Raw genomic sequence first — 20,896 nt, 5'->3', positions numbered from 1 at the left:
GATCAAGGCCGACACAGCCGTTGAACCAAATCGTCTGACAATCCCGCATCTTTCAGCCCGTATTCGGAGCCATGGAAGACCAACCCCATCGCACGCAAGGCGATCAGTACCTCCGCGATGTTTGCGGGCACATCCTCCTTGTCGTGCCAGCGCACCCACAAGCCGTTACCCGAAAATAACTGCTCGAAAGTCAGTTCTTTGGTTTTGAGCAGCCCAAAGAACTCCAGCGCTTGCGCACTGCGCCATTCAACAACACGCAGACAATTGATCGCGAAATCGCGGGTCTGTGCCAATGCGTGCAATTGCGCCGGGTTGGATTGCGCGATCGCTGCAACAAATATGCGATAGGAATCGCCAACCGCCGGGTGCTCATCGTTTAGCAGGTCCAGGTGATTCAGCGCGTAGTCCCGGCCAAAGAACGTATCGGGGGAATCGGGCGTATCGGCGACCAGGCGCCAGGGATGTACCCGCTGCAAATGGTCAAAAAGCACACCACATTGAAAATAACAGGCGTAGACATACAGCGCTTGCACCTGCGATTCGCCAAGCTGTACGACATCAATGTAGCGCGCCATCGAAGCTACATCGTGGTGCTTGATCGCGGTTAGCAAATTTGCATAAGCGTCACCCTCGTAAGCGGTCGCCGGAGAGATGAGCTGTAAATTGAGCGGCCATAATTTATCGCGCGCCGCATAGCGGTCTGCCGCATTCGCAATCCAGAGCGGAGAGCCCATCGATGAATCTGCATTCAAATCGGCGTTGCGATGCCTGAGTGCGCCAACCATGCCCACCCCGTTTTCCGTTGCACAAACGTGATGTATCGCAGCCAAACCATTCCGGTCACGAATATTCGGCTCGGCCCCGTGGCGCAGCAATCGATACATTGCGCCGTTGCGCTTGTCAGGAAGCCGTGATGCGACCAACAACGGGGAATCTCCGTTCGCATTGCGGGCGTTCACATCGCAGCCTTGTGAAATCAGCCATTCGATGTCTTCATCGCCGCAATGACGATAAGTTTTTGCCGCATAGTGCAGCACAGTATCGCCATCATGGTTCGCACGGTTCAAGTCACATTTCGCCAAAACACTACGCGCCGCAGGATAGCGATCTATGAAGTGGATAAGGTGCCAAAACATCAATACGCCGGCGAACTCTTCGTTTGGATCAGCGAGCGCCTTGAAGTATTTGCTCGCCAAGCGCACGCCAAGGTGACTGGAAAGGCCCACCGCAACGCGCGGGTCAAGCGCATCCAGGCGTTCAATCAGTTGATCTTTATTGATCGACTCGCCACCGTATAGGTAAGTTTTTTTACCCCCCAGGTCTTGATCATTACTCACTGTCTGCACGATCAAGGTCGCGCCGGGCAACTTCTTTAATAGCGCGCTCGGAAAGCGAAAATTGGAGTCATGCGTAAAGTCGAGTTGTAGAAAATTTTCCGCCTCTCGTATTCCTTCCAGATAGGGATTTTCATCTTTAAACTTGGTCTTGACGCCAAGCTCTGCCACCTGTTTGTTGAACGACTGCGCCGAAGTCGTCAACAACTCAAACTGCGCCTGTATCTGTTCACGTGTCGCGCGATCAACAAATAGTATCGACAACTGAGTTTCATTAAGAGACATACTTCTATCCTTGGAGCTTGAACGAAATGATCCGAACCTGAATTCAGGTGATCACAAAAGCTCAGCGAGCCGCGCTTCAATCGTCTTCAGCATGTTCACCGCATCCACCCCTTTGTTGCTGCGCTTAATGTGATTCTCAAGCAGCGTCTTGGCTCTCTCCAGGCGTGGCTGAGTGGGCAACCAATGCGCCATGAGGATTTTTGCTGCCGCGATATGGCCTTCATCCAATGCCTTCAGCATGGGGTCATCGCTTTTTTGACTCAACGCAAATTCATGGTGCTCAATGGCGTTGGGGTTGGCGCCGCGCTTGAGCAGCATGCTGACGAGTTCAACGCTCCCGCTCGATGCAGCCTTGTGCATAAGCGTTATCTGGTCGGAGCCGGTCGCGTTGACATTGCAGCCTGCATCGAGCAGCAGTTCAACCACATCGGCATGCCCATCCCTAGCTGCATTCAGTATGGGTGGTTCAGGCTCATAAGAACTAAACGCCGCATACGGCATATCCAGATCAACGCCCAACTTTGCCAGCGCCCTGATCTTGGCCAGGTCATGCCCGCGAATCGCCTTGTGAAGATCACGTGGCACATCACCGGTGTAGGCGTCGGAGGGTGGCGAGGAAACCATGCCCCGCGCCTTCAGGTAATCCACTGCACCCTTGATGTATCCAAGCTTCCAGTAAAGATTCTCGCCAGTCGCCAGCTTGACGTTGAGATCCAGCCCCATCGAATCGGCAAAGGCCAGGAACGCCGGGATTTCCTCCTCGCCGTGCGTTCGCAGGTCGAGCAAAGCCGGCACGCCGTTGGCGTTCAACGCGGATGGATCTGCACCATGTTCCATCAGCAGTTTGCAGGCATCCTGGTGCCGGTAAACGATGGCGTAGTGCAGTGGCGTTTGCCCGGCCGCGTTTCGGAGTGTGAGGTCTGCTCCAGCCTTGACCAGCATCTCGATGACATCAAACGATTTGTTGTTGATGGCAAGATGCAGCGGCGTTCTGAACCCGTCCTCTTTGATTCGTTTGTCGGGCGTCTGGACGTTCACATCCACGCCTGCTGCAATCAACAGCTTGACGATGGGCTTCTTGTCATGCAGCACGGCCAGATGGATGGGGTACACACCGGGCCGTACTTCCTGGTTCGGACTGATGCCTTTGGCCAGAAGCCGTTTGATCTCCGCCGACTTGCCTTTTTCCAATGCCGTGAGGAACGCAAAGTCGTCATCGAACTCGGCCACGGCGGCCACAAACTCCGCCTCTTTCGCCTTGGCCTTGCCGATTCGAACCAGCTTGGTGACACTGCCCGTGCGGCTGTCGTCAATGCTGGCGCGCAGGTGTGTGGCGCCCAATTCGATCAGTTCGCTCAGCAGCGTCTGGCTGTCCAGGCCCAGCTCCATGAATCGCAATTCCAGGCGTCGGCCAAAACGTTCCACGCGCTCGACGCGAATCCGTTCATCTGCATTCGCCTGAACGCAGCGCAAACCCAACGCCCCGAGGGCCTGGCTGGCCATATCCCACGCATCACCGGAAGCAGGCTTGAAAGCTTCCAGCCAGCGCTGACTGATGGCGTTGTCTTCAAAACAGAGGGTGGCAATCGTTCTTACTTCGGACATGGGGTCCTATTTACGTTCATCTTGCTGTGATACAGGGCATTTGGAGTTTCCTGCGTTTTATGGAAGCTGGTGGGGTTGGGAACTGCGAGCTGGGCCTGGGGCAGTTGATCAGGTCCATCAAAGTCGCGCAGTGCTCCTCTACTTGATGCACGCCGTGAAGTGGTTGTTGCTGTTGGACATGCATTGGTAGAAGGCGCGGTCCCTGCCCATGGCGGACTGGCAACTGGTCAGATTGGTCTCTGCCTTGGCGCGACGAAACCTGGCGGCGTTGTTGTCGTAGTTGGCCTGGGTGATGTAGCCGGTTTTCAGGTTCTTGGCGCTCACCTCCAGCGCCGTATCCGCCTGGTCCTGCGCATTCCTGACCGCGCTGGCGCAGTCCAGCGGCACCTCCCTGGGGTCTGCTTTCTGCAGGGCTTTCTCCATCCCTTTTGCCAGGTCCTGTACGTTCTTGGGGATCTTCTTGGTGCCATCGGCGTTGTATTCTGTGGCGCGCACCTTGCCGTTGTTGTCGCCGCCAAAGCCGCTGTTGCTGTGCAGCTTCAGTGGCTCGACGCCCTTTTCGGTGACGGGCGGCTGCGCGCCGTAGTGGGTCCGGCCCTCGGCATCCACCCATTTGTAGACGCCCTGGGCGTGGCCCGGAGAAGTGACGATCAGCAGAGCCAGGCTCATACCGAGAAATTGAGGGCTGATTTGCAAGCGCATGGTGGGGTTCAAGATAAAAAGCAGAAATTCACCGGGAAAAGTCGTAGCGGAGCGGGGGTGGGGTTGACTGGCGCAACGCCTTGCTAGGTTTCAGCGGGTTCAGCCACCAGGTTTTCGAGTTTCTGCCGCAACCGCTTCATGCCAATTTCCGCCCTTTTGTGCATGACGCTTTTGAATAAATGCAGGAGCGTGGCTTTGAATAGCAAGCTGTCGTTGCGACTGAGCATGCGCCATGTAACGCTGCAGGAATCAGCACCCGTTGCCTGAAATAGCATCTCCATTCTTGGCATCAAAGGCGAGAACTCGCCCTCTGTAATGAATACCTTGTTGGATTGGGCATCTTTGACCCTGATTTTGATTTTTCTTTTGCCCCTGAGAGGGACGGCGACCGTTTCCAGATATTCCTTGCCGCGCTGCGCGTGCTCAAGCGTGTTGGCTGATTCTATGAATAGAACGCCCGGAAACCACTCGGCAAAAAGCTCGAGATTTGTCGCGTACAGGTATGTGGCCTCGACGGATCTGGCGATGGTTGCGGTCTGTTCAGTGAGTAGCTGCAATGCAATTTCCAATTTTCAGAACCAGCGAGGCCAAACTTGGCGCCATGACTGGACGCCTTTGTTCGCCAAGCAAACAAAAGCCTCGGATATTACGGAAATATGGAGGTGCGGTCTTGAATCAAAACGACATGTGCGGCGCATCTTGTGGCACTGGGTGCACAAGAAGTACGGGCGCCTGTACACACCTGTGGGCAGGGCCCCGGGGCTATCAACGCGCCTTCAGCGCCTGCCTCAACCGGTAGGGCCAATAAGACTCCTGGGTTTCAATGGCGCGTTGCAGATCCGTTGGACTCAGACCCGAGTAGCGTTTCACTTCCCGGCACAAGTGCGCCTGGTCGGAGAATCCCATTGCATCGGCGACATCCACCAAAGACGAGCCGCCAAACGCGCTGGCGCCGTGTCCACGCGTCAATGTCGACTCCATGCGTACCAGCCCGCGGATCGAACGCATGGGAAGCCCCAATTGCCCCTTGATGAACCGCTCTCGTTGGCGCGTGCTTTGCCCATGGGTTGACGCGGATGCACGCAGCGCTACCGCATCAACCCAGTCATTGAACAAGGACAGGCCATCCGGCGGTGTTGCCACCGGCCGCGGCGAACGCACGGATATCCAGCGAGGCGTTAAAAAAGCTTCAATGATTTGAATGCGTGCCAGATCGTCGCTGGCCCGCAGGACGGCAATCGCCATCTGCTGCCAGTCTTTGCCCAGTACAGTTTGCAGATTCCTGGCCTGGTCCAGCAAACCGGCCACATTCAGATGTGTCAGTGCATGAAATGCATCCGGAAAAATAGTCAATGAAAACCCAAAGGCGGGGCCGTGGCTTTGCCAGACGCTGGGTTGCGTGCGAGGGCCGCGCAAGACGACCCGCCTTGACGACGGGGGCCATTCATCAACATCGATAGGCATCGATGATCGTCCACCGTGAATCGACCAGACAATACTGACCAGCGGAGACACCGGCAAATGACTGAAGCTTTGTTTGGGGCTCAGCTGGGCGTCCAAGGTGTCGCGCACCACATAAGCACATACGCAATCTGCCAGCAAGGGTGAAGGCTGGAATAGCGATGTGCGTGTGCCGGGGTGTATTGACCCGTCATCCACATCAAGATGGTTTATTGCCATGTTTTGCATTCAACTACGAGGCTAGCCGAAAGTAGGTATTACTTGCGAGGCGGACAGGCTCGTAGTCGTCAATATTTACGGAAATTTGTCGCCTTTCTCGCCTTTCGCTCGATTTTGGCGAATCAATGCTTTGACGCTAGCGTGAAACGATTGGGTAGAAGTCTATTTCTCCATCGCCGTCAGGTCCGATCCGGTAACGAGCCGGCCTGGCTGGGGTGGGATGGATCTCTAGTCGCGCAAGACCGCCGCCGCACACGCCGAAAGGTATGGCGCCAAGAGTCACAGGCTCTGCGGGCAGATGCAGCGTGACTGTTTCGCCAGCCTTCCCGAGTGCCGCCATCTTGTCGTTCACAAACAAGGTGGTTGGGCAATCGGATCCGGCAAACCCGGAGTCCCGCGTTACCGATACCGTGCCTTTGTCGGCCGCCGCCTCCGAGAACAGTAGATGTCGGGTGGAAGGTACTGTGGCGGCCTCGCCGCCCGGCGTTGGAATGCTGACGCAGCCAATCAGTGTGGTGAGCAAAGCAAAAGAGGCGACCAACTTCATGGTGATTCTTTAACGTTGTGCGGGGCCATCTGACCTGGAAAAGCTTGAGTCCAGGAACGCGGCCAGAATCAGCGCGACGGCCGCTTCGCGTTGAAAGCAGGGTTACCCATTCTTGAAACAACCGMAAAAATGGGGCGTAAAAAAACCGACTCTGCCCCATGCGGGAGAGAGTCGGTAGTCTTGGCGGAAACGGAGGGATTCGAACCCTCGATGAGGCTCTACACCCCATACTCCCTTAGCAGGGGAGCACCTTCGGCCACTCGGTCACGTTTCCAATAAATCGATTATCTCACGACTTCCCGGCCATTTTCAGGCGGCGGGCTGGTCCAGGTCAAAAGCCTTGTGCAGGGCGCGCACGGCGAGTTCCATGTACTTTTCGTCGATGACGACGGAAGTCTTGATTTCGCTGGTGGAAATCATCTGGATGTTGATGCCCTCTTCGCTCAGCACGCGGAACATCTTGCTGGCGATGCCCACATGGCTGCGCATGCCGATACCGACGATACTGACTTTGCAGATCTTGGCGTCGCCGGTGACTTCCTGCGCGCCCAGCTTGGGCACCACCTGGGTTTTCAGCAGGTCGATGGCTTTGGAGTAATCGTTGCGGTGAACGGTGAAACTGAAGTCGGTCTTGCCGTCCTTGCTGACGTTCTGGATGATCACGTCGACTTCGATGTTGGCATCGGCCACGGCGCCCAGGATCTGGTACGCGATACCAGGGGTGTCGGGCACGCCGAGCACGGAGATTTTGGCTTCATCGCGGTTGAATGCGATGCCCGATACGATGGCTTGTTCCATGTTTTCGTCTTCCTCAAAGCTGATCAAAGTGCCTGACTTGGCTTCTTCGTTGATGTCGATGTCCCATTCGGTGAAGCTGGACAGCACGCGCAGCGGCACCTTGTATTTGCCGGCAAATTCCACCGAGCGGATCTGCAGCACCTTGGAGCCCATGGAGGCCATCTCCAGCATCTCTTCAAAGCTCACGGTGTGCAGGCGTCGCGCTTCGGGCACCACACGCGGGTCGGTGGTGTAAACGCCGTCGACGTCGGTGTAAATCAGGCATTCGTGGGCCTTGAGCGCGGCTGCAATCGCCACAGCCGATGTGTCGGAGCCGCCACGGCCCAGTGTGGTGACATTGCCGGCCTCGTCCACACCCTGAAAGCCGGTGATGATGACAACTTTTCCGGCATCCAGGTCTGCACGCACACGTTCGTCGTCGATCGACTCAATGCGGGCCTTGGTATAGGCGTTGTTGGTCTTGATGGTGACCTGCCAGCCGGCGTAGCTCACGGCCTGCATGCCTTCGGCCTGCAATGCAATGGCCAGCAGCGCGCTGGAAGCCTGCTCGCCGGTGGCGGCCAGCGCATCAAGCTCGCGGCCATAAGCATCGCTTGTCCTGGCGGGCGCCAGTTCTTTGGCCAGGCCAAGCAGGCGGTTGGTTTCGCCGCTCATGGCGCTGGGAACGACCACCATCTGGTGGCCGGCCCGCGCCCATTTGGCCACGCGTTTGGCGACATTGCGGATGCGCTCTGTGGAGCCCATCGACGTGCCGCCGTATTTATGAACGATCAATGCCATTTTCAGGGTCAATCCGAGGTGTTTGGTTTCAGGCCCGGGCGTTTATAAATCCATTTTTCGGGCGAATTGCGTCGTTGCGCGGTGCTCGCAATCCTCATGTACCGAAGTACATTCCGGTTGCTGCGCTCCGGGCGCCTCGCACTTCATCCCGAAAAGCTGGATTTCTAGAACGCCCTACGCACATCAAAAAGGCTCGAAAAGGTGCGCTCCGCCAGCAAAGCCTTCAATTATACCTAGGGACTACTACCTGGTTAGCTCGCCTTATCCCCTGCAGCCGCATAGTTCAGCACCGCACCAGTGCGCGTGACATGCCCGGTTGCCACCTTGAGGTGGATCTGGTGCCCGCGCGTGGTGCAGGCGGCGATTTGCAGGAGCAGTTGATCGAGTTGCGCTGCGCTGGGTGTGGCCTGTTGCAGCGTCAGCCAATGGCGCAGCACATTGGCCTGCCGCGGCTGTGACAGGGATTGCAGGGATTTGATAACCGGAGGGGTGCCCACGGCAGCCAGGTCTTGCTGTGCCACCTCGACCAGCAACCCGTGCGCCTGGGCCGCGTGGCGCGCGCTGCGTGCAAAGGTTTCACGAAACTGCGGAAAGGTTTGCGCCAACGCGGGCAGCAGCCGGGCCCGGATGCGGTTGCGCGTGAACTGCTCGTCGGTGTTGGTCGGGTCTTCTACCCAGGTGATGCCGCGCGTCACCAGCCAATCGCGCAGCAATGCCCCTGGCACCGTCAACAGCGGACGGTAATAGGTCATGCCGTCACGTTCCCATCGCGCCGGCATGGCGGCCAGCCCGGGCAGCCCCGCGCCGCGCGACAGCGCCAACAGCATGGTTTCCATCTGGTCATCGGCATGCTGGGCAATTGCTATGTTTTTTATAGCTGCTTGCGCAGATCCCTCCTGGGCTGCAGCCTTAAACGCTGCATAACGCGCCTTGCGCGCCGCATCTTCCGGGCTCTCGCCGGAGGCGTGGCGGGCGTCCACACGCCGGACAATGAGCGGGACTTTGAACTGTGCACACAAGGCAACGCAGTGCTGCTCAAACTCATCAGCCGCCGCCTGCAGGCCGTGATGGATATGAATGGCGTGCACCTGCCCCGGCCATTTCTCTGCGCAGGCTACCAGCAACGCGACAGAATCGGCGCCGCCGCTGAGCGCAACGGCCAGCGGCAAAGCAGGTTGAAATTGGGAAATTGCCGTGGCGACAGCGATCGCGGCGCTGTCGCTCTCGGCCTCAGCACCATGGGGTTGCGCATGGTGGCGGACCATCGTCTTTGTCGCTCCAGCGTGTGCCGGGCGCTCTACTTGCCGGCGTCGGCCTTGGTGTCTGTGAAGCGGCCGTAGCTTTGCAGGCGCTCGTAGCGGCGGTCCAGCAGTTCCTTGACCTTCAGGTCGCTGACCTGCCGGAAGGCGTCGTTGAGCGCGCGCTTCAGGAAAGCCGCCATCTGCTTGTGGTCGCGATGGGCGCCGCCCACGGGCTCGTTGACGATCTTGTCGATCACGCCCAGGGCCTTGAGCCGGTGCGCGGTGATGCCCAGGGCCTCGGCAGCTTCCTGCGCCTTGTCGGAGGTTTTCCACAAGATGGAGGCGCAACCTTCCGGGCTGATGACGGAGTAAATCGAGTACTGCAGCATGACCACCTGGTCAGCCACCGAAATGGCCAGCGCGCCGCCGGAGCCGCCTTCGCCGATGATGGTGGTGATGATGGGCACTTCGAGCTGCGCCATCTCGAAAATATTGCGTCCGATGGCTTCGGACTGGCCGCGCTCTTCGGCATCAATGCCGGGGTAAGCGCCCGGTGTGTCGACAAAGGTGAACACCGGCAGCTTAAACTTCTCGGCGGTTTTCATCAGGCGCAGGGCTTTGCGGTAGCCCTCGGGCTTGCTCATGCCGAAGTTGCGCAAGCCGCGCTCCTTGGTGTCGCGGCCCTTCTGGTGGCCCAGCACCATGCAGGCGGTGCCGTTGAAGCGAGCCAGGCCGCCGACGATGGACAGGTCGTCGGCAAAATGCCGGTCGCCGTGCAACTCAACAAAATCGGTGAAGATTTCGTTGACGTAGTCCAGGGTGTAGGGGCGCTCTGCGTGGCGTGCGATCTTGGTGATCTGCCAGGGCGTCAGGTCGCTGTAGATGTCTTTGGTGAGTTGCTGGCTCTTTTTGGCCAGCTGGTCGATTTCTTCAGAGATATCGACAGCCGACTCGGTCTGTACGTAGCGCAGTTCTTCAATTTTTCCTTCAAGCTCCGCAATCGGTTGCTCGAAATCGAGGAAGGTCTTCTTCGCCATGTGCTGCTCCTCAGGGCTTCATGAAACTTAAATTTGCTCGGTACCCGTGGGGGTACCCAGAACCGGTAATGGGTCCAGAGAGCGCCAAATATACCAAGTTGCCACGCTGCAGTAAGGCGACCAGGCGGCGGCCACCTCTCGCGCGTCGCTGCGGCTGACGGATTCACCCGAAAAGTAATTCTGGCTGATGCCGGTGATCAGCCCCACGTCGTCCAGCGGCAGGACATTGGGGCGCATCAGGTAAAAAATCAAAAACATCTCGGCCGTCCAGCGGCCGATGCCGCGGATGGCCACCAATTCTTCAATGATGGCTTCATCGTCCATCGCCGCCCAGTCTTTGACGTGAACGGTGCCGGCATCAAAGTGGATCGCCAGGTCCACCAGGTATTCGACCTTGCGGGCGCTCAGCCCTGCTGCGCGCATGTCGTCAACTTTGAGGCGCAGCACGTTGGCAGGCGTCACTTTTTTGGGTAGCGCCGAAAATTTGGCCCAGACACTTTGCGCCGCCTTGACCGAAATTTGCTGGCCCACGATGCTGCGCGCCAGAGTACCAAAGGCATCGCCGCGCGTTTGCAGGCAGGCGTCGCCGAACAGGGGAATCAGCCGCTTCATCACGCGGTCTTTTTTGACCAGGTGTTTGCAGGCATCGGCCCAATACTCGGGCACCGTGGTGGCCGGCTCGGGAACGTCGGCCAGCTCAGCGCTGGCCGGGCCGCTTTTCACTATCTTTTTCATAGCTGCTTGCGCACGTCCATATTGGGCTGCGGGCCTGAATGGCTTGAAAAACAGGGTGAAAGAGCCGTCCAGAACCTCACGATTGCACCTCCCAGGTGGTGCCGCTGGGCGAATCCTTCAAAACAATGCCTTTGGCCAGCAGGTCCTTGCGGATACGGTCGGCTTCGGCGAAGTCTTTTGCCAGCTTGGCGGCTGCGCGCTGCGCGATCAGCAGCTGGATGCTGGCGTCGTCCAGGCCGGCGCCGGCCTGGAGGTAGGCGCCGGGCGCGCCCTGCAGCAGGCCCAGGCAGCCGCCCAGGTTTTTCAGCAGCCCTGCGAGTTCGGCAGAGCCTGTCCGGTTGACTTCACCGGCCAGCTCGAACAGCACAGCCACGGCCTCGGGCGTTCCGAAGTCTTCGTCCATGGCTGCCTTGAAGCGCTGCGCAAACGGATGCGCCCAGTCGGTCGGCAGCTCTGCCGGTTTGACGAGGTCAAGCGATGTGTAAAGCCGCTTGAGCGAGTTGCGCGCATCGTCCAGGTGGGCGTCGCTGTAATTCAGGGCGCTGCGGTAGTGGGCGCGAACGATGAAGAACCGCACGGTTTCGGCATCGTATTTGGCCAGCACTTCGCGGATGGTGAAGAAGTTGCCCAGCGACTTGGACATCTTCTCGTTGTCGACGCGCACAAAACCGTTGTGCACCCAGAAGCGGGCCAGCGGCTTGCCGTTGGCGCCTTCGCTCTGGGCGATCTCGTTTTCGTGGTGCGGGAACTGCAGGTCCGCGCCACCGCCGTGAATGTCGAAGGTCTCGCCCAGCGTGCCGCGGCACATGGCCGAGCACTCGATATGCCAGCCGGGACGGCCGGGGCCATAGGCGCTGTCCCACCTGGCGTCGTCGGGTTCGGTGGGTTTGGCGCTTTTCCACAGCACAAAGTCCAGCGGGTCTTCCTTGCCGTCCAGCACAGCCACGCGCTCGCCCGCGCGCAGCTCGTCGAGCGACTTGCCTGAGAGCTTGCCGTAGCCGGGAAACTTGCGCACTGCGTAATTCATGTCACCGGTGGAGCCCTTGTAGGCCAGGCCTTTTTCCTCCAGCGTGGCGATCATGCTCAGCATCTGCGGCACGTACTCAGTCGCACGAGGCTCCAGCGATGGAGGCTCTATGCCCAGCGCGCCGATATCCTGGTGCATGGCCGCGATCATCTCGTCGGTCAGCTGGCGGATGGTGATGCCGCGCTCGACCGCCCGCTTGATGATCTTGTCGTCGATGTCGGTGATGTTGCGCACATACGTAACCTTCAGGCCGCTTGCCTTGAGCCAGCGTTGCACCACGTCGAACGCCATCATCATGCGCGCATGACCGATGTGGCAGAGGTCGTAAATCGTCATTCCGCACACATACATGCGCACATGGCCGGGATCAAGCGGGGAAAATTCTTCCACGGCACGCGACAGCGTGTTGTAAATGCGAAGGCTCATGAAAATTATGCTGCGGGGGCCTGGCATCGGCCGGAAGCAGCCGGTGGTCAGGCAAAGGAAAGAAGCTTTATCTCACGGACGCCGCAGGCGGGCAAGGGCCATTCGGCGTACACGCGAAAACGTGCGATAAAAACGGAAAGTACGGAATTCTGGGGGCCATGAACTATACCCCCCTCAGTTACAATCGCCCAGTATATCCAGCCCGTCCGACAACGTTCAGCGGCTCCCGGGGCGCCCTGAAAAGCCTGGCTGTTTATGTTGACTTTCCGCCCAACGGCTGCCAAAACAGCACCGGGGGCTTTAAAACAAATCGCGAGAGTGCCATGCCCACGCCAAACTTCCTTACACGCAATCCGCTGTCCGCCTCCCTGCGCATGCTGGCCGTGGCGGTCACCCTGTCGGTGTCCGTGGCCCATGCCGACGACTACGCCGACGTCAGCCGCCTGATGCGTGCCGGCCAGTATGCCGAGGCGCAGGCCAAGGTTGACCAGTACCTCGCCGGCAAGCCGCGCGACCCGCAAATGCGTTTCTTCAAGGGCGTGATCCAGACCGAGACCGGCAAGACAAACGAGGCCATCGCAACTTTCACCAAAATCACCGAAGACTACCCCGAGCTGCCTGAGCCCTACAACAACATGGCCGTGCTGTATGCCGGCCAGAGCCAGTTCGACAAGGCCCGGGCGGCGCTTGAAATGGCCATTCGGACCAACCCCAGCTACGCCACCGCACATGAAAACCTGGGCGACGTCTACGCCAGGCTCGCCAGCCAGGCCTATAGCAAGGCCCTGCAACTCGACGGCGGCAACGCTGCCGTTCCGCCCAAGCTGGCATTGATCCGCACCCTGTTCTCCGCCGAATCAAAAAGCCCGACCAAGCCGGCTGCCGGCGCACCGACGTCTGGCCCGGCCACAACGGCCCCCGCGGCTCCCGTAGCGGCTGCCAAGCCAGCGCCGGCAGCCCCGGTGGCCGCAGCGCCTGCTCCTGCCGCGCCGCCGGCAACACCCGTAGCACCGGCTGCCGCCGCAGGCACCGAAAAAGAAGTCGAAGCAGCCGTGCGCAGCTGGGCCCAGGCCTGGTCCGACAAGGACATGAACGGCTACCTCAGCAGCTATGGCCAGAATTTCGCGCCGCCCGGCAAGCAGGCACGCAAGGCCTGGGAAGAAGACCGCCGCGCGCGCATCGTCGGCAAGTCGCGCATCAGCGTCAAGCTCTCCGACCTGGCCATCGCCGTACAGGGCGCCAAGGCCACGGCCAGGTTCAAGCAGGACTACAGCGCCGACTCCATCAATATTTCCAGCCGCAAGACGCTGGAGATGGCCAAGGCCGGTGATCGCTGGGTCATCGTCAAGGAATCCACAGGCGGCTGATCGCTGGCGGCCGGCCTGACCCAAGTGCATTGTTCAGCCTGTTCCTGTCCGTCTGTGTTGGCCGGCAAACTTTCGTGGAAGCCCGCATGAAAAAAGCGGCCGCAACGCTTCTCTTCATCGCACCGTGCCTGGCGCTGGCCTTTTCGCCTGCGCGGGCCGAAACCCGCGCGCACACAACCAAGCGGCCCGCCCCGGCAAAAGCCCCCGCCCCGCATGAGGCGCGCGGCGGCGAAGCGGAAGCCCGGCTGATTGAAATCTACAAACTGATCGGCCAGGCGAATTCGCGCGAAGCCCTGCGCAAGGCCGAAGGCCTCGTGAAGGACCACCCCAACTTCCAGCTGGCCCAACTGGTTTACGGCGACTTGCTGGCCGGCTTTACACGCCCTGTCCGCACGCCCGGCGACGTTCCGGATGCCGCTGCCAAGACTGCTGCAGCCCTGCTGGCCGAGTTGCGGCAGGAGTCGCTGCTGCGCCTGCGCGCGCTGCGCGAGCGGCCCGCCCCAGGCCTGGTACCGTCGCAATTCCTGGTGCTGTCATCGCGTAACAAACACGCCATTGCCGTCGATGCGTCCAGGTCACGCCTTTACCTGTTTGAAAACACCAGCGCGGGCCTCAAACTCGTGGCGGACTATTACATCTCGGTTGGAAAATCCGGCATTGAAAAATCCGTCGAAGGCGACCTGCGCACGCCGGTCGGCGTCTACTACATCACCAGCAACCTGAACCCCAAATCGCTGCGCGACTTTTACGGCTCGGGCGCACTGCCCATCAACTACCCCAACCAGCTCGACGTCAAGCGCGGCAAGACCGGCGGCGGCATCTGGCTGCACGGGACACCACCGGCGCAGTTTTCCCGGGCACCGCTGTCCACCGACGGATGCGTCGTGCTGGCCAACCCCGACCTGGAGCGCATCATCCGCACCGTCGAGGTGCGCAGCACGCCCGTCGTGATTGCCCACAGCCTCAAATGGGTGGCGCCGCAATCCCTGGCGGCCGACACCCGGTCGTTCGAAACCGCGCTGCAAAGCTGGCACCACGCCAAGTCCAGCGGCGACATGGCCAAACTTACAACCTGGTACACACCCGATTTCACAAGTTACGGCAAGACGCTGGCCGAATGGACGCCGCTGCTGCAAAGTGAGCTCAAGCAACTCGGTGGGCGCGACATCCTGCTCAAGGACGTGTCTTACCTGCGCTGGACCGACAGCACCGACACGATGGTGGTAACCTTTGGCGAACTGATCAAGGGCGCCAAAACCGGCCGCACCAAGCGCCAGTACTGGATCCGCCAGGGAACCCAGTGGAAGATATTTTTCGAAGGAACCATTTGATGGCAGTTCACATGACGTTTGCGGCGCTTGCGGCGTTTTCTCCCTTGCGCCGCGCCACACTCGCAGCAGTGGCGGCGGCGGGCGTGGCCCTCCTGGCCGGCCCGGCGCTCGCGCAAAGCGCGCCGAAGGTCAAATTCGTCACCAGTGAAGGCGACTTCGTGGTCGAGGTCTATCCCGACAAGGCGCCCAAGACCGTTGAAAATTTCCTGCAGTACGTCAAGGACAAACACTATGACGGCACGATTTTCCACCGCGTGATCAGCAACTTCATGGTGCAGGGCGGCGGCTACGACGCCACCTACGCCGAGAAGAAAACCCGCCCGCCGGTGCCGCATGAAGGCCGCGAGGCGCTCGCCAAGGGTGGGCCCAAAAACGTGGTCGGCACGCTCGCCATGGCGCGCACCAACGATCCCAATTCCGCGTCGTCGCAGTTCTTCATCAACGTAAAGGACAACGACTTCCTGAACCCCACGGTGATTCCCCCCGGAGACCCGGTTCCGAAGTTTGAATACCAGGGCCGCGTCTATGAAAACACCCCGCGCGCCCAGCTCGTCAACGCACCCCAGCTCTTTGGCTACACCGTATTCGGCAAGGTCGTCAGCGGCATGGACGTCGTGAACAAGATCAAGGCCGTGCCCACCGGCGCCGGCGGCCCCTTCCCGACGGATGTTCCCAAGACGCCCGTCCTCATCAAATCAGCAACCCTCGTCAATTAATTGACACAGCCCTACAGGACACCATCATGAGCAATCCCAAAGTAGACCTCCACATCGCCGAATACGGCGTCATCACGCTGGAGCTCGACGCCGCCAAGGCACCCAAGACCGTTGCCAACTTCCTGAACTACGTCAACAAGGGCCATTACGCCAACACAGTGTTTCACCGCGTGATCCCGGGCTTCATGGTGCAGGGCGGTGGCTTTGAACCGGGCATGAAACAAAAGCCTACCGACGGCGAAATCGAGAACGAAGCCAACAACGGCCTGAAGAACGACAACTACACCGTGGCCATGGCGCGTACCAATGCACCGCACTCGGCCAGCTCGCAATTCTTCATCAACGTGGCCGACAACGGCTTCCTGAACCACACCGCACCGAACGCATCGGGCTGGGGTTATGCCGTGTTCGGCAAGGTAGTGGCCGGCGCCGATGTCGTCGACAAGATCAAGGCCGTCAAGACCGGCCGCAAGGGCTTCCATGACGACGTTCCGATGGAAGACGTGATCATCCAAAAAGCCGTTGCAGTGGCCTGAGTGCCCTTTCGGGCCGCGCTTGCCGAAATCCAGCCGGTGAACACCCCCCAGGCCGTGCCCCCCATGGCGGAGCTGCCGGCCCCGCCCGTGTGGCGCACGGTCGACTTCATTTCCGACCTGCATTTGCAGGCCTCGGAGCCGGCTACTTTTGCGGCCTGGCAGCACTACCTTGAAACCACGCCGGCCGACGCGGTCTTCATCCTGGGTGACCTGTTTGAAGTCTGGGTCGGTGACGACGCTGTGGACGACGACCTGCTCGATCCTGCCGCCGGCTTTGACGCGCGCTGCGTGCAGGCCATGGGCAATGCTGCAGGCCGGCTGGCCCTGTTTTTCATGCACGGCAACCGTGACTTCCTGGTGGGCCAGGCCCTGATGGACCTGTGCAACGCTACCTTGCTGGCAGACCCGACCGTGCTGGTTTTTCCCGCCGGCACCGGGCGGCGCTGGCTGCTGTCGCATGGTGACGCCTTGTGCCTGGACGATGTCGACTACATGAACTTTCGCAGCCAGGTCCGCAGCCCCGAATGGCAGCGCGCCTTCCTGGCCAGGCCGCTGGCCGAACGCCAGGCGATTGCGCGCGGGCTGCGCGAGCAAAGCGAAGCACGCAAGAAGTCCGGCGCACAATATGCCGACGTCGACACCCAGGCCGCGCGCCAGTGGCTGCAGGCGGCCAATTCCCGCACGCTGATTCATGGCCACACGCACAAGCCTGCCGTGCATGACCTGGGCGGCGGCCTGTCGCGCGTGGTGCTCAGCGACTGGGACCTGGGCGCCCCGGCGCCGCGCGCGGAAGTGCTGCGCCTGACCGCAGACGGGCTGCAAAGGATTGCGCTGTGCTGACCCTTGTTTCATTTCGCTTAACCACAACCTTCATCCCATGCTGAACTGGTTACGAACACTTGGCGGCTCCAAAGCCCCTGCCAAAACCATCCCGGAAACCCTGTGGATGGACACCCTGCTGCAGTTCCCTTTTCTGGCCCGGCGGCCGGTCACCGAGCTGCAGGAGCTGAACGCACTGACCGACAAATTCCTGAAGCAAAAGGAATTCACCGGCGCACACGGCCTGAAAGTCACCGATGAAATGGCGGTCGCGATTGCCGCACAGGCCTGCCTGCCGGTGTTGCACCTGGGCCTGCGCTGGTATGACGATTTCAAGGGCATCGTGGTTCACCCCGGCGCCATGCTGGCGCGCCGCCAGGTCACCGACCAGGCCGGCGTGGTGCACCACTACAGCGAAGAACTGCTGGGCGAAGCCATGCAGGGCGGCCCCGTCACCCTGAGCTGGCAGGACGTGGCCGGCGCGGGCGAGTCGGCCGAGCACGGCCACAACGTGGTAATCCACGAATTCATCCACAAGATCGACATGCGCGACGGCGCCGCCGACGGCTGCCCACCCTTACCCACGCGCAGTGCCCTCACCTCGTGGCATGCGGTCATGCAGCCGGCTTACGACGGGTTCTGCGAAAAAGTCGCCATGGCCACACGCTTCGGCGCCGAGCCGCCATGGCTGGACAGTTATGGCGCCAGGTCACCGGCCGAATTTTTTGCCGTGGCGTGCGAAGCCTATTTTGTGAACCGCACACGCTTCACGCAGGACTTCGCGCCCCTGACCGTGCTGTTCGACAAGTTTTTCATGCCGAAGTAAGCCGCGGCCGGCTTTCCGGCCGCCTGGCGCGCCGGGTTGACAATTTCCACAAGGGAAATCACCCCTCAGCCCAATCTGGTCAAGCGCAAGCAGCTATCAAATACATAGCAACCGGCCGGCCCGATTTGGTTCTTTTCAGGCCGGCTTAACCCCGTTTCCCTCGCCCCTTCGTTTCAATGGGCTCCACCACTTTCTGGAGCTCACGTGAAAACCCCTCTTCTTGCCTCTTCGATCCTGCTGGCCATCCTCACCATGACCGCCCTTCCCGCGCAGGCCGTCGGCCGGCTGGCCGATGTGACCGTGATTGACCGCAACACCGGCGCCACGCTGCCGCTGTACCACCACCGCGGCGAATACTGGGTGGCCGGCCAGTACGGCGCCAAATACGCCATCGCCGTGCGCAACAAGCTCGGTGAACGGGTGCTGGCCGTAACCGCCGTCGACGGCGTGAATGTGCTGAGCGGCGAAACCGCCGCCTGGGACCAGACCGGCTATGTGTTTTCGCCCTGGCAGCAGTACCAGGTCACCGGCTGGCGCAAAAGCAGCAGTGAGATCGCAGCATTTGAATTTTCCGCACTCGGGGATTCGTACGCCGGCCGCACCGGCAGGCCAGGCAACGTCGGCGTGATCGGTGTGGCGCTCTTCAGGGAGCAGGCTCCCGAGCCGGTCGCCCAGACGCCCGCCTATTCCAGCCGTAAGGAACGCGAAGCCGATGCATCGCTGGGATTTCGAAACGCCCCTTCGCCTTCATCAGCCTCACCGGCACCTTTGGCGGAATCATCCACCGCCGGAAAATCCGCGCTGGCCGACCGCGCCAGCGCCAGCGCCAGCGCCAGCGCCAGCGGCAGCGGCAGCGGCAGCGCGGAAGCTTCTGCCTTGTCCGAAGACCGGGTTAGAAGGCTGCCGTCTACACCCCTGCCTGCCGCCAGGCTCGGCACAGGCCACGGCGCACGGGAAAACTCACTGGTGTCACAGACCACCTTCGCGCGCCTGCAAACACAGCCCAACGAGGTCATCCGCATCCGCTACGACAGCCGCGAGAACCTGATCGCCAGCGGCGTGATCCGCGAACCCGTGGCGCGCAACCCCATCCCTGATCCGTTCCCGCAGTCAGGAAACCCGTCTTATGTACCTGACCCTCCAAGGTATTGAGCCCCCACGGTCGCTCACTTCGTGTAGCTTCCTGCCCCCCGAGGGGGCCGCCCGCCTGCAGTCCGGCAAAGCCGGCCCTGCGGCTCAGGCTTGCATGAAGAACCCCCACGCGGCGGTCTGTTGCCTTGGGGAAGATCGCTCGCCGCGCAGTGATAATCTGGCGCATGCCCAGCGCCACGACGACAGCCGACGACGAAGACAGCGACGAATCGCTGATGCTGCGTTATGCGGCCGGCGACATGGCGGCTTTTGATGCGCTGTATGCGCGGCATGAACTGGGCGTGTGGCGCTATGTGTTTCGCAGTGTGCGGGTACAGGCGGTGGCCGACGACCTCCTGCAGGATGTCTGGTTCGCCGTGGCACGCAGCGCCGCCACCTATACGGTGACAGCGAAGTTCAAAACGTGGCTGTTCACCATGGCGCACAACCGGATGGTCGATTACTTCCGCACGGTAAAGCAGCATGTCAGCATCGATGGACGCGGCGACGATGAAGAAGGCCTGGGCCTTGGCGATACGCTGGCGGCCGACTCGGGCTTCGGCCCGGTGCGCCGATTGGAGTCCAGCGAGCAGGCCGAGGCGCTGATCGCCGCGGTGGAACGGCTACCGCTGGAACAGCGCGAAGCCTTCCTGCTGCAAGCCGAAGCCGGCATGAGCGTGGAAGACATCGCCACCGCAACCGGCGTCAGCTTTGAAACCGCCAAGAGCCGCCTGCGCTATGCCCGGAACAGCCTGCGCCAGCAGCTACAGGAGTTTGCATGACAGAGCCTGAACACAGCCCGCACAGCGACGAGCTGCTGCAGCGCTACCGGGAGGCCAGCGCAGACGACACACGCCGCCCCGGCGCGCATGTGCGTGACGCCGTGCGCGCCCACGCGCAGATGGTGATCGAAGCCGGCAAGCAGGCCGGTGCGCCGCAAGCTGTCGCCAACACCGATGCAGCGCAGCGCCCGGCAGCCAACCAGTCGCGCTGGAAAATCTCCGCGCTGGCAGGCCTTGCGCTCGCCGGCTTGACGGGGCTGCTGGTGCTGCAATTTGACCGGGGCACCGACGAGGAAAAAGAACTGGCGTTTGGCCAGCCCAGCGCCACGGCGCCTTCATCGCCATCGTCACCAGCTTCACCGCCGGCACCAGCGCCTTCGCCATCGATGGTTCCAGCTCCCGCTCCAGTGGCACCGCAAACACCCGTCACCGAGGCCGACGCCAAGAAGCGATCTGCCGACATTGCGAAGCCGGCTTCGAAATCACCGGCTCCTGCGGCGCAGGACAAAGCAGCGGCCTCGCCCCCGGTGACTGAACCTGTTGTCCGGCAAAGAGAAGCTGAAGCCGCGCCAGCACTGGCTGCTGCAGCCCCTCCAGCCGCGCCGCCTCCCGCACCAGCGCCCGTTGCCGCGCCCGCGCCTGCCGCCGCCGTCCAGGAAAACACGCAGCCCTCGATCGTGCCACGCATGGCCGGTGCCGCGGCCGGATCGCTGGCGGCGCCACCAGCGCAGGCTGATATGGCCGCAGCCGCGCCGGCTGCACGCCCCACACCTGCGGCGCCTGCCGCAGCAGCGCCCGCCGCGCCAGCTGCACGCGCCGTAGCGCCTCAACAAAAGCAGGAAAGCGCCCTGCAATATCGCGCACCGCGTGCAGAAGCAGGTGCCGGGCCCAACCGCCTGGCAGGTGCCTTGCAGGAGGCCGCACGCGCAGGACGCCTGGAGCTACTGGAGCGCCTGCTCCAGCAAGGCGCACCCGTCAACGCAGCCGATACGGCAGGCCGCACGCCGCTCATCCTGGCCGTCATGCAAGGCCACACCGCCGTAGTTCAGCGCCTGCTGGCAGCCGGGGCCAACCCGGCGCTGGTGGATCAGGAAGGACTCAACGCCCTGCAGCATGCGCGGCGGCTGGGCTTTGACGGGATCGCCCACCTGATTGAAGCAGCCTCCTGAGCGCCGGAACGGCATTGCGCCG

Annotated in this window: 20 protein-coding genes and 1 tRNA gene; 9 read left to right on the top strand and 12 right to left on the bottom strand. The window is 61.1% G+C overall.

Features of this window, described 5'->3' with window-relative positions:
- Window positions 1–2: 2 nt before the first annotated feature.
- The 12 genes from AC1DZE_RS06870 to cysS form a co-directional block, all read right to left on the bottom strand.
- Complete coding sequence (locus AC1DZE_RS06870) at window positions 3–1,619, bottom strand: ankyrin repeat domain-containing protein (protein WP_477668998.1); 1,617 nt, start codon at window positions 1,617–1,619, stop codon at window positions 3–5.
- 51 nt (window positions 1,620–1,670) lie between these two features.
- Window positions 1,671–3,122 (bottom strand): ankyrin repeat domain-containing protein, encoded by a 1,452-nt coding sequence (locus tag AC1DZE_RS06865; protein WP_477668997.1) that lies wholly within the window; start codon window positions 3,120–3,122, stop codon window positions 1,671–1,673.
- A 240-nt stretch (window positions 3,123–3,362) separates the two neighbouring features.
- Complete coding sequence (locus AC1DZE_RS06860; RefSeq protein ID WP_477699907.1) at window positions 3,363–3,893, bottom strand: DUF4124 domain-containing protein; 531 nt, start codon at window positions 3,891–3,893, stop codon at window positions 3,363–3,365.
- A gap of 116 nt (window positions 3,894–4,009) precedes the next feature.
- On the bottom strand, window positions 4,010–4,483 hold the full coding sequence (locus tag AC1DZE_RS06855) for an SRPBCC family protein (RefSeq protein ID WP_477673733.1): 474 nt from the start codon (window positions 4,481–4,483) through the stop codon (window positions 4,010–4,012).
- A 208-nt stretch (window positions 4,484–4,691) separates the two neighbouring features.
- Window positions 4,692–5,606 (bottom strand): hypothetical protein, encoded by a 915-nt coding sequence (locus AC1DZE_RS06850; protein ID WP_477673734.1) that lies wholly within the window; start codon window positions 5,604–5,606, stop codon window positions 4,692–4,694.
- 136 nt (window positions 5,607–5,742) lie between these two features.
- The gene (locus AC1DZE_RS06845; protein WP_477673735.1) at window positions 5,743–6,153 is read right to left on the bottom strand and encodes a hypothetical protein; all 411 of its coding nucleotides are present in this window, start codon (window positions 6,151–6,153) and stop codon (window positions 5,743–5,745) included.
- A 181-nt stretch (window positions 6,154–6,334) separates the two neighbouring features.
- Window positions 6,335–6,427: transfer RNA gene (locus AC1DZE_RS06840), tRNA-Ser, on the bottom strand.
- 35 nt (window positions 6,428–6,462) lie between these two features.
- Complete coding sequence (locus AC1DZE_RS06835) at window positions 6,463–7,731, bottom strand: aspartate kinase (protein ID WP_477668992.1); 1,269 nt, start codon at window positions 7,729–7,731, stop codon at window positions 6,463–6,465.
- 251 nt (window positions 7,732–7,982) lie between these two features.
- Entirely contained in the window at window positions 7,983–8,996 is a 1,014-nt protein-coding gene (gene tilS, locus AC1DZE_RS06830; RefSeq protein ID WP_477699906.1) for a tRNA lysidine(34) synthetase TilS, read from the bottom strand.
- A 32-nt stretch (window positions 8,997–9,028) separates the two neighbouring features.
- Window positions 9,029–10,009, bottom strand: coding sequence for an acetyl-CoA carboxylase carboxyltransferase subunit alpha (locus tag AC1DZE_RS06825; RefSeq protein ID WP_092131429.1), 981 nt, complete (start codon window positions 10,007–10,009; stop codon window positions 9,029–9,031).
- Window positions 10,010–10,036: 27 nt separating this feature from the next.
- On the bottom strand, window positions 10,037–10,744 hold the full coding sequence (locus AC1DZE_RS06820; protein ID WP_477668989.1) for a DNA-3-methyladenine glycosylase family protein: 708 nt from the start codon (window positions 10,742–10,744) through the stop codon (window positions 10,037–10,039).
- Between the two features lie 76 nt (window positions 10,745–10,820).
- Window positions 10,821–12,197, bottom strand: coding sequence for a cysteine--tRNA ligase (cysS, locus tag AC1DZE_RS06815; protein ID WP_477674341.1), 1,377 nt, complete (start codon window positions 12,195–12,197; stop codon window positions 10,821–10,823).
- A gap of 323 nt (window positions 12,198–12,520) precedes the next feature.
- Between cysS and AC1DZE_RS06810 the strand changes: the two genes are divergently transcribed.
- The 9 genes from AC1DZE_RS06810 to AC1DZE_RS06770 all read left to right on the top strand — a co-directional run bounded on the left by AC1DZE_RS06810 (window position 12,521) and on the right by AC1DZE_RS06770 (window position 20,874).
- On the top strand, window positions 12,521–13,564 hold the full coding sequence (locus tag AC1DZE_RS06810) for a L,D-transpeptidase Cds6 family protein (RefSeq protein ID WP_477699905.1): 1,044 nt from the start codon (window positions 12,521–12,523) through the stop codon (window positions 13,562–13,564).
- An 86-nt stretch (window positions 13,565–13,650) separates the two neighbouring features.
- Window positions 13,651–14,895 carry a L,D-transpeptidase family protein gene (locus AC1DZE_RS06805; protein WP_477668986.1) on the top strand — a complete coding sequence of 415 codons (1,245 nt, stop codon included), beginning with the start codon at window positions 13,651–13,653 and terminating at the stop codon, window positions 14,893–14,895.
- On the top strand, window positions 14,895–15,611 hold the full coding sequence (locus AC1DZE_RS06800) for a peptidylprolyl isomerase (RefSeq protein WP_477672134.1): 717 nt from the start codon (window positions 14,895–14,897) through the stop codon (window positions 15,609–15,611). The genes AC1DZE_RS06805 and AC1DZE_RS06800 overlap by 1 nt, the downstream gene beginning before the upstream one ends.
- 26 nt (window positions 15,612–15,637) lie before the next feature.
- Window positions 15,638–16,147, top strand: coding sequence for a peptidylprolyl isomerase (locus tag AC1DZE_RS06795; protein ID WP_477668984.1), 510 nt, complete (start codon window positions 15,638–15,640; stop codon window positions 16,145–16,147).
- Between the two features lie 63 nt (window positions 16,148–16,210).
- Entirely contained in the window at window positions 16,211–16,987 is a 777-nt protein-coding gene (locus AC1DZE_RS06790; protein ID WP_477672136.1) for a UDP-2,3-diacylglucosamine diphosphatase, read from the top strand.
- Between the two features lie 37 nt (window positions 16,988–17,024).
- The gene (locus AC1DZE_RS06785) at window positions 17,025–17,792 is read left to right on the top strand and encodes a M90 family metallopeptidase (RefSeq protein ID WP_477668983.1); all 768 of its coding nucleotides are present in this window, start codon (window positions 17,025–17,027) and stop codon (window positions 17,790–17,792) included.
- A 204-nt stretch (window positions 17,793–17,996) separates the two neighbouring features.
- Entirely contained in the window at window positions 17,997–18,944 is a 948-nt protein-coding gene (locus AC1DZE_RS06780; protein ID WP_477699904.1) for a hypothetical protein, read from the top strand.
- A 164-nt stretch (window positions 18,945–19,108) separates the two neighbouring features.
- Complete coding sequence (locus tag AC1DZE_RS06775) at window positions 19,109–19,705, top strand: sigma-70 family RNA polymerase sigma factor (RefSeq protein ID WP_477668982.1); 597 nt, start codon at window positions 19,109–19,111, stop codon at window positions 19,703–19,705.
- Window positions 19,702–20,874, top strand: coding sequence for an ankyrin repeat domain-containing protein (locus tag AC1DZE_RS06770; protein ID WP_477672132.1), 1,173 nt, complete (start codon window positions 19,702–19,704; stop codon window positions 20,872–20,874). Before AC1DZE_RS06775 ends, AC1DZE_RS06770 begins: the two co-directional genes overlap by 4 nt.
- Window positions 20,875–20,896 lie beyond the last annotated feature (22 nt).

The sequence above is a fragment of the Polaromonas sp. P1_F1 genome (genome assembly GCF_056405795.1).
The sequence above is the reverse complement of the archived record's forward strand: the minus strand, read 5'-3'. Positions and strand labels throughout refer to the sequence as shown.